Source organism: Photobacterium makurazakiensis (assembly GCF_050336715.1).
Taxonomy (GTDB): Bacteria; Pseudomonadota; Gammaproteobacteria; order Enterobacterales; family Vibrionaceae; genus Photobacterium; species Photobacterium makurazakiensis.
Genome location: NZ_JAKJSJ010000108.1, coordinates 1 through 9,055, shown reverse-complemented (window position 1 = coordinate 9,055; position 9,055 = coordinate 1). Strand labels below are relative to the sequence as shown.

Below are 9,055 nucleotides of genomic sequence, written 5' to 3'. Positions count from 1 at the left end.
CATCCATAATAGTATTTTTAAGCWCAATAATAGAAAATTATGTTCAAACTAATCATTCGCTTTACGACTTTAGCTGCACTGGCGCTAGCCCTTATTGGTTGTGGTGACAGCACGACTCCACAAGAAGGTGTTAATTATACAGTTGTACCAAATCCAACCGAAAACGCTGCAAATGTAGTCGAAGTCTTTTCTTTAGGCTGTGGCCATTGCCGTAACATGGAAACGATGCTGCCTGAAATTAAGAAAATGGCTGAAGTTGATATTGACCAAGTTCATGTTACCTTTAACGAAAGCGCACAGATTGCCGCTTATATCTACTACACAGCTGCAATTCAGATGGACGGAAAACCGTCACCTGAAATGAAAGAAGCACTTTTTGCTTATGTACAAGATTCAGCTCACGATATGACGGATGAAGCGCGCCAAGCTAAACTCGGAGAAATATTCGGTGAGTTTGGTATCACCAGCCCATTTGAAATCACTGACGAGCAAAAACAAGCCGTTTATGAGCAGTTACAAGCAGCCAATGACCTCGTCGTAAACGCTGAAATTAATTCTGTTCCAGCTTTCCTTGTCCAAGGTAAGTATCTGGTAGAAAATAGCGCACACGAAAACCTTGAAGACCTAGCTGGTACTATTCGTTACCTTTCAGAATTACAGTAACGTTTCACCTTTCTTCAATACCGCTATGTCTATATAAAGCAGCAATCATTATTGCTGCTTTTTTATTCCTTCGATTTACTCAATTAAACATGCAAGGCGTAATGCAGCGATAACATTTAGCTAAACTCGTTGGATATCAATCACGTTTTCTCGCCAACTCTCATAAAAGACACTCCCTCTTCTGCCAACTGAATCGTTACAAAATTAAAACACCTTATCGCTCAGTCACTTTAAGAGTCACCTCAAGACGTTATTAACTCCTCGCTTATTATTTTCTTAATAAAGCCCCACAACTATCCCTGTCTACTTCCTACTGATAACCAATAAAATATGACCAAATAGTTAGACATTGAGGATCCTGTTAACTGACAAAGCCTCTTTTATTATGATTTAAATCATAATTCCGCTCATATTGTGAATCTCTCTCAAGGTTTTTTCAGCTTTAGAATTACTTAGAATTCAGGAGATGATAAATACACCGAAAAATACGTTCTAAAAACATAAAATAAAACCACAAACACCAATATAAACAATAAGATAACGCTTAAAAAATCTTAATTACGCTACCTTTGATAACGTTTTACTGGTGCTACATGGAACTAACTTTTAATAATAATAACCAAGCATTCCGGATGAGAATGCTCATAAACATTCAATGTAGGACACATTAAAATGAACAAAAAGATCATTGCCCTAGCAGTGGCAGCAGCAGCGGCTTCTACTTCAGTAAGCGCACTTGAAGTTTACAATGATGACACAAATACTTTCTCTATTGGTGGCCGTTTAGCAGCAAGTGCTAAATTCAGCGATGGTGATTCAAGCCTGAACAACCAGTCTTCTCGTATCAACTTTGGTTTCACTCATGCATTACAAAGTGGCTGGGATATCGGTGCTAAAGCTGAATGGGGCTACGATGCGCTAGCTAATAGTAACGATGATTCGCATATTTCAAACCGTCTAGGAAATATTACCGCGGATAAAGAAGGTATTGGTCAATTCACTGTCGGTAAAGCATGGTCAATCCACTACGACGTAACAGGTAAAACTGACTTGTTCTGGGTTTATGGTGGTGATACTGCGGGTAACTACGACGGTATTTCTGGCGATGGTGGTGTACATGGTACAGGCCGTGCTGATGACGTTGTTCAATACCGTGGCAACTTCTATGGTGTTCAAGTTGGTGCTCAGTACCAGTTTGAAGATAATAACAGTGATTACGAGCGTGACTATGGCTACCAGGTCATGGCTGGTTATGATTTTGACTTTGGTGTAGGTGTTAGCGGTGTGTATGGCGAGACTAAGTTCTCTGACCGTGCAGATGCAAAAGTAGCCAACGCCGTGCTTTCTTACGAAAATAATGATTTATACCTAGCGGCTAACTACGGCCAATTCCGAAACCACCAAAGTTCTGAGGACTACAGCGGTGTGTTCGTTGGTGGCGGCTTGTCAGCTAATGATATGGTTCGTGAAGCAACCGGTATGGAATTTTTCGCTTCTTACGATATTAACCAGTTCCAACTTCTAGCGGGTTATAACCAACTTGAAGATGATAACTCATCAGCTAAGTTTGCTTACGCAACCCTTGGTGTTGCTTACTTCACAGGCCCAGTCATTCTTGCTGCAGAATACCAAATTGATGCAAGCAGCAAAAATGCAAATGGTTCAAGTGCCAACTTGGATGACGAGCTAGCACTTCTAGTACGTTACAACTTCTAAGCAGCATTTGCTAAGTGCATTTTATTATGCACTTAGTGATTCAGGTCTAGGTAAGCCGTTTCACTTATTTAGACCGGTGTAAATATTGTCGATTCTTATTATATTTTCTTTAATATGTGGGGGGACTGCTAATTCCCCCTTTTTTTTCTTATTTCCTCATATACCGTCACATTTTTTAACCTCCTCTTAAAATAAAAAAGTCTAAGCACCCTTCTCGTTTTATCGTTTAGTTACATTAACCGATTATCTGCCTGTCAAGACTTGAAGATCATCGGGGTAAATGGTTTGATCTGCGCCTTGCCAAACGATCGCATTCCCATGCTCAGCGGAATGCCACTGACATAGATAGCTATTCACAATCTATATCAATCGTGCCGGACAACAACAAACTTTAAGGTGTATTCATAATGGCGAAAACCCCGACAGCTTCGGAAAACTTTCAAGCAATTGATATTGAGTACCAATCTACCTCGATGGAGATTTGGGACAGCAAATATCGATTGAAGTCAAAGCATGGAGATGCCATTGATTTCACGCTTGATGACACGTTTAAACGTGTCGCCCGTGCATTAGCTGATCTGGAAAAAGATAAAGTCAAAGAACACTGGTACAACGAATTTCTTTGGGCTCTACGTAATGGCGCTATCCCTGCAGGGCGTATTACATCGAATGCTGGTGCTTTCGAACACAAACCTGCGACTTCAACAATTAACTGTACCGTTTCTGGCACTGTTGAAGATTCTATGGATGATATCCTAGGAAAAGTACATGAAGCAGGCTTAACCCTAAAAGCAGGCTGTGGCATTGGTTACGACTTTTCGACGTTACGCCCTCGTGGTGCTTTTGTCTCGGGTGCAGGCGCATACACATCTGGCCCTCTTTCGTTCATGGATATCTATGACAAGATGTGTTTTACCGTCTCTTCGGCTGGTGGACGCCGTGGTGCCCAAATGGGTACTATGGATATTCGTCACCCTGATGTCATTGATTTCATCCGCGCAAAGCGAGAAGACGGCCGCTTACGTCAGTTTAATTTATCCCTTCTGATTACCGAAGAGTTCATCGAAGCCGTTAAGAACGATAAATCTTGGCAGTTAATCTTCCCTATCACGGCGAAAGAAGCCAAACAAGATGGTCTTGATCTCTACAATGATGACACCATTGTTTGGGCTGACTGGCCAACCAAAGAAAACTTGGTTGAAGATGATAAAGGCCATGTAGCTTGTAAAGTCTATCGCACCATGCCTGCTCGTAATTTGTGGAACGTTATTATGACGTCTACTTACGACTATGCTGAACCGGGCTTTATTTTGATCGACAAAGTGAACCAGATGAACAATAACTGGTTTTGTGAAGATATTCGTGCAACTAACCCTTGCGGTGAGCAGCCACTACCACCATATGGTGCTTGCTTGCTTGGTTCGGTGAACCTAACGAAATTTGTTCATAACCCATTTACGGCAGACGCCAAATTCGATTGGGATGCATACCGACGCGTTATTGCAATCTTCACTCGTATGCTTGATAACGTGGTGGAAATTAATCAGCTACCGCTCGAAAAACAACGTCATGAAATCATGCATAAACGTCGCCATGGTATGGGGTTCCTTGGTCTTGGGTCTACCACAACGATGCTTCAGCACAAATATGGTAGTGCTGCATCTGTTGCTTTCACCGAGCAAGTCGCGCAAGAAATGGCGATTACTGGTTGGAAAGAAGCATTAAGCCTTGCGAAAGAGAAAGGCGTCGCGCCGGTGATGGATGAAGAGTTTGAAATCACCCCAAAAATGATGCGTCTTCGCCCAGAAATGGCTAACGATGGCATCAAAATTGGTGACAAAGTTAAAGGCAAAATTCTTCACGCTAAATATAGCCGCTACATGCAACAAGTCGCTGAGGTTGAACCAGAGTTGGTTAAAGCGCTTGCTGAGCATGGCGCACGTTTTACCCACCATAGTTCTATTGCACCAACAGGTACGATTTCACTGTCGTTGGCAAACAATGCCAGCAACGGTATCGAGCCAAGTTTCGCCCATCATTACACTCGAAATGTCATTGTTCCGGGCAAGAAATCGAAAGAAAGCGTGGATGTTTACAGCTTCGAGCTTTTAGCCTATCGCCAGCTTATCAATGAAAAAGCGATGCCGTATTCCACTGATGAAGAAACCATGCTGCCAGAATACTTCATCACTGCAGATGACATTACACCGAGCCAGCACGTAGAAGTACAAGCGGCTGCTCAGCGTTGGATCGACTCTTCAATTTCTAAAACAGCGAACGTACCAACCGACTTTCCGTTTGAAGACTTTAAAGACATCTATATGGATGCCTACGATAAAGGGTTGAAAGGTTGTACAACTTTCCGCTTTAATCCGGAAGTATTCCAAGGCGTATTGGTTAAAGAGCAGGATCTAGAAAACACAACTTATGTGTTCAACCTAGAAGATGGCTCCACCTTTGAAGCTAAAGGTAACGAAGAAATTGAATACGATGGTGAAACGCACACCGCAGCTAACCTATACGACGCCTTGAAAGAAGGCTATTACGGTAAATTTTAAGGGTTCTATTCTCATGGTAAAAAAGATCGACAGCAAAATCGTAGGTTTCAAGGTAAAAAGCCAAGAGCAGGAAGTCCCAACGATTAAAGCAACACCCGAAGTAGAAGTGCAGTATATGCACGAAGGTATGCCGCGCCCAGAAAAGCTACTTGGCTCAACGTATAAACTAAAAACACCTGAGCATATCTCTGAGCACTCTTTATTCATTACGATCAATGATGTCGTGCTCAATGACGGTACAGAGCACGAGGTTCGTCGCCCTTTTGAAGTATTTATCAACTCAAAAAGCCTTGAACATTATCAATGGATTGTTGCGCTTACGCGTATTATGTCTGCTGTTTTCCGTAAAGGTGGTGATTGTACATTCCTTGTTGAAGAACTGCGTTCCGTTTTCGACCCACGTGGTGGTTACTGGAACAAAGGCAAATACGTACCTTCACTGATTGCTGAAATTGGTAACATTATTGAGCTTCATTTAACTGAAATTGGCATGCTGGGTAAACCAGAAGTCGATGAGCATCAACAAGCGTTTCTTGAAGCTAAAAAAGCTGAGCTAGCAGAGAAAGAAGAAGATGACGAGTCTCAAAACAGCAGTTTTCCGCCAAGTGCAACGCTATGTTACAAGTGCCACAATAAGTCTGTGATTGTGAAAGATGGTTGCCAGACTTGCTTAAACTGCGGCGACTCTAAATGCGGTTAATCTTCAGCTAAGATAACCAGCTAAAGATTACGCATACAAAAAAGGATCTGATTACATCAGATCCTTTTTTATTAGAGCTATTACAAAGAAACGGCGTATTTAATAATGACTTAAAATTTCAACAACCATCCCTGAGCGGGAATGACGGTTACCATTATCATCATATTCAAATACATCTACATTTGAATTCAGCAATTCTTCATTGCAGTCTTCGACGACGCCAATAGTTCCATTATCAAGTAAAACAACACTATCCATGTGCATCTCCTTTTGTGTATACGTAGAAGGTATCACAACCCCTTCAATATGCAACAAGTTTAAAACAGTGATTTAACATACTTAGTTACACGCTACGGGAAAAAGTACTTCATGCTGTCTATAGCTACCTATCACTGTATCGGAACCGAACCATATTTGTTATAAAGCTCTCTCATTCTCAGAGGGGAGAGATTAAACATTCAGATTCTATTTAAAATAATTAAAATCTTTAAGTCTTATAGTAAAAATAGTGAGATCTGTGGAAACCATACCAACAAACACAGTCCGAATATTGAAACCAGAAGAAACGGCATCACGCCTCTCGCAATAGAACCCAGAGAACAATGTGTAATATTGGCCGCCACAAAGAGATTGATACCGACAGGTGGAGTGATAAGCCCAATCGATAGCGCTGTCATTAGCAGTACACCAAACCAGGTTAGATCAATATTCAGTGAACGGACCACTGGCAAAAAAATCGGCAAAGTAATATACATAATAGTAACCGCATCCATAAACATACCGGCTACCAGTAGTATCGCCAAAATAACAAACAAAATAATCTGAGGATGCTGGCTCATGGTAATCAATACCTCGGAATAGTCTCCTACTAAACCATCTATCTCGATTACCCAACCAAAAAGCCCAGCAAAAGCGACCACCAGCATCACTACTGCCGAGGAGCAAGCCGAATCAACAAATGAATGATAGAGTTGTTTCAAGTTGATAGAGCGATAAATTAGCCCCCCCACCACAATTGCGTATACTGAAGCGACTATCGCGGCTTCAGTCGGCGTGAAGATCCCACCATATATTCCACCGAGAATAAGTACTGGTGTAAATAACCCCCAAAAAGCATGGCTAAAGGCCTTATATAAACGCATCAGGTAAGGTTGATGAGAGTCAGTGCCTTGCAAAGAGACTGAAGCCCCAGACTGACTACCATCCGCATAGAAACGAGACAATGGCAACATCAACAGCATTAATGAGCCTAGCAATATACCTGGAACTATCGTTGCAAGAAAAAGGTTACTTATCGATGTCTCTGCTATCACACCATATATCACCAACCCAATAGATGGTGGAATGATTAAGGAGAGTGCCGCACCGGTACAGACCAACCCAGCGGCGAAGGGTTTACTGTAACCGTCTTCTACCATCCCCTTAATAATCAATGGTCCGATTGCTGCAACTGAAGCTGGCCCCGAACCGCTCACAGATCCCCAAAACAAGCATACTACAGTGCCAACCAACCCCATATTACCCGGTAATTTCTCAACTAAAACCCGGAAAAATTGGATCATGCGTTCGGCTATTCCGCTGATCCCCATAATATTTCCTGCCAAAATAAAAAACGGTATGGCTAATAAGGTGTATTTTGAGCTACCAGCAATAAGCAGATCTGCAACCATATCAAGGCCAAAATCCATTTGCCACATGGCAAACAACGCCGATAGAGCTAAACAAAATGCAACAGGAATACCACAGATAATAAAGATGAAAAACAACATTATCATCTGGCTTCCGGTTGAAATATCCATAAATACTTCCTTGATATTATTAGTATTATTTACAACGCAACTGAATTGAAAGCCACTCTATTTGGCGGACAATCATCAAAATGAAGCCTAATGGTAGCAAAGCCGTGTAATACCAAACCTTCACTTGCAAGGCACTTGACGTTATTTGTGACTTGTATTGGTTAACCAGCAGATCGAGCATAAAATAGAACATAAGTAACAAGGTAAAAACGACAGCAACAGAAATACCTACCTGCAGCCATCTTCGATATCGATCACTTAAATTATCCATCAAGAAACCAACTGCAAGTAGTTGACCTCGTTTAATGGCAATAGCTGCACCGAACAGAGTTAATACCACCATACCGTTAATAACGACTTCTTGTGTAGACGCAAGAGAGAAATTAGTAAGGCTGCGTACAACGACATTTGAAAAACCTAAAACTAGCATCACTACAAATGTGACAAAACAAATAACCTCTTCCAAACGATCCCATATAATTCTAACGTTATTACCCATATACTTTTCCAAACTGTTTATGGCCGATACGACTATCGTCAGATAAAATTGAATACTAAGCCCACAGATGTGGGCTCATTTACATTTCATTTTTCTATTTTCAATTAATTTGCAGCAATGGCATCTTCGAATATTTTCACAATGTCATCACCAACAAGATCTTTCCATTTATTAAATGACGGTAAAGTTTTCTGCCTGAAGGCGTCAATCTGCTCAGCGTCCAATTCAACAACGGTCATTCCTTCATCCTTAAGGATTTGTACGCCATCCGCTGTCATCTTACGAGATATTTCTATCTGATATTCCATCGCTTCATTGGCAGCATTAGCGACCATGTTCTGAGTGTCGTTATCCAAACTGTCCCAAACTTTACGACTGACCGCGAGGAAGATTGGATCATAAGAGTAATGCCAAAGGGTGATGTTCTTTTGGATTTCATACAGTCGTTGCGGAACAATAATCGCACCGACTGGGTTCTCTTGACCATCAACTACCCCTTGCTGCAATGCAGAGAAAGTTTCAGCCCATTGAATTTGCTGTGGATTTGCACCCAGATCTTTAAATACATCAATATACATAGGGCCAGCAACACGTACCGACATACCTTTCAAATCATCGGGCGAATAAACCGGTTTGGTGCTGTTCGTCAGCTCACGAAAACCATTCTCACCCCACGCTAAAATAATGATGTTTTTTTCTAAAGCGATCTGCTCAATGACTTTACCCCCTTCACCTTGAATAGCTTTATCTACAGCTTGATAGTCATTGAAAAGATAAGGCAGAGAAAACACTGCCATTTCTGGAATTAGTGGTGTCACATTAATTGCTGAAGTTAAAATGAAATCAATTTTGCTTACACTTAACATTTCGGCTTGTTTAATCTGATCACCACCCGTTAGCACTGAGTTTGGGAATATTCTTACTTTCAGCTTGTCATTACTTCCTTGTTGCAATAACTGGTTGAATTTTTCCGCACCTTGCTGCCAAGTCGTTGTATTAGACACGTTATGTGACAAGCGATAAGTTTTAGCTTGCGCCGATAAACTCATACAAATGGCTATTAACGTAATAGAAAGCAGCTTGGCTGAACACTTACCCTTAACCATACTCAGTATATTAT

Annotated in this window: 8 protein-coding genes; 4 read left to right on the top strand and 4 right to left on the bottom strand. The window is 41.4% G+C overall.

What is annotated here, in order from left to right; genetic code table 11:
- Positions 1-39 precede the first annotated feature (39 nt).
- From L4D09_RS28030 to L4D09_RS28015, 4 genes are all read left to right on the top strand, one after another.
- A complete protein-coding gene (locus L4D09_RS28030; protein WP_428460829.1) occupies positions 40-663 on the top strand; it encodes a thiol:disulfide interchange protein DsbA/DsbL in 624 nt (207 codons plus the stop codon).
- A gap of 672 nt (positions 664-1,335) precedes the next feature.
- Complete coding sequence (locus L4D09_RS28025; RefSeq protein WP_428460828.1) at positions 1,336-2,379, top strand: porin; 1,044 nt, start codon at positions 1,336-1,338, stop codon at positions 2,377-2,379.
- 407 nt (positions 2,380-2,786) lie between these two features.
- Positions 2,787-4,937 carry an adenosylcobalamin-dependent ribonucleoside-diphosphate reductase gene (locus tag L4D09_RS28020; RefSeq protein ID WP_428460827.1) on the top strand — a complete coding sequence of 717 codons (2,151 nt, stop codon included), beginning with the start codon at positions 2,787-2,789 and terminating at the stop codon, positions 4,935-4,937.
- A gap of 13 nt (positions 4,938-4,950) precedes the next feature.
- On the top strand, positions 4,951-5,637 hold the full coding sequence (locus L4D09_RS28015; protein ID WP_428460826.1) for a TSCPD domain-containing protein: 687 nt from the start codon (positions 4,951-4,953) through the stop codon (positions 5,635-5,637).
- A gap of 99 nt (positions 5,638-5,736) precedes the next feature.
- Here L4D09_RS28015 and L4D09_RS28010 read toward each other — a convergent pair whose 3' ends face one another.
- From L4D09_RS28010 to L4D09_RS27995, 4 genes are all read right to left on the bottom strand, one after another.
- Positions 5,737-5,895, bottom strand: coding sequence for a hypothetical protein (locus tag L4D09_RS28010; protein ID WP_428460825.1), 159 nt, complete (start codon positions 5,893-5,895; stop codon positions 5,737-5,739).
- A gap of 236 nt (positions 5,896-6,131) precedes the next feature.
- Positions 6,132-7,436: a TRAP transporter large permease gene (locus L4D09_RS28005; protein ID WP_428460824.1), complete on the bottom strand. Its 1,305-nt coding sequence runs from the start codon at positions 7,434-7,436 to the stop codon at positions 6,132-6,134.
- A 25-nt stretch (positions 7,437-7,461) separates the two neighbouring features.
- Positions 7,462-7,935 (bottom strand): TRAP transporter small permease, encoded by a 474-nt coding sequence (locus L4D09_RS28000; protein ID WP_428460823.1) that lies wholly within the window; start codon positions 7,933-7,935, stop codon positions 7,462-7,464.
- Positions 7,936-8,039: 104 nt separating this feature from the next.
- On the bottom strand, positions 8,040-9,055 hold a 1,016-nt coding region (locus L4D09_RS27995; protein ID WP_428460822.1), incomplete at its 5' end, for a DctP family TRAP transporter solute-binding subunit.

Excerpts from the sequence above, each read along its gene's own strand:
- L4D09_RS28030 (WP_428460829.1), top strand. The coding sequence starts at position 40 with ATGTTCAAACTAATCATTCGCTTTACGACTTTAGCTGCACTGGCGCTA.
- L4D09_RS28025 (WP_428460828.1), top strand. The coding sequence starts at position 1,336 with ATGAACAAAAAGATCATTGCCCTAGCAGTGGCAGCAGCAGCGGCTTCT.
- L4D09_RS28020 (WP_428460827.1), top strand. The coding sequence starts at position 2,787 with ATGGCGAAAACCCCGACAGCTTCGGAAAACTTTCAAGCAATTGATATT.
- L4D09_RS28015 (WP_428460826.1), top strand. The coding sequence starts at position 4,951 with ATGGTAAAAAAGATCGACAGCAAAATCGTAGGTTTCAAGGTAAAAAGC.
- L4D09_RS28010 (WP_428460825.1), bottom strand. The coding sequence starts at position 5,895 with ATGGATAGTGTTGTTTTACTTGATAATGGAACTATTGGCGTCGTCGAA.
- L4D09_RS28005 (WP_428460824.1), bottom strand. The coding sequence starts at position 7,436 with ATGGATATTTCAACCGGAAGCCAGATGATAATGTTGTTTTTCATCTTT.
- L4D09_RS28000 (WP_428460823.1), bottom strand. The coding sequence starts at position 7,935 with ATGGGTAATAACGTTAGAATTATATGGGATCGTTTGGAAGAGGTTATT.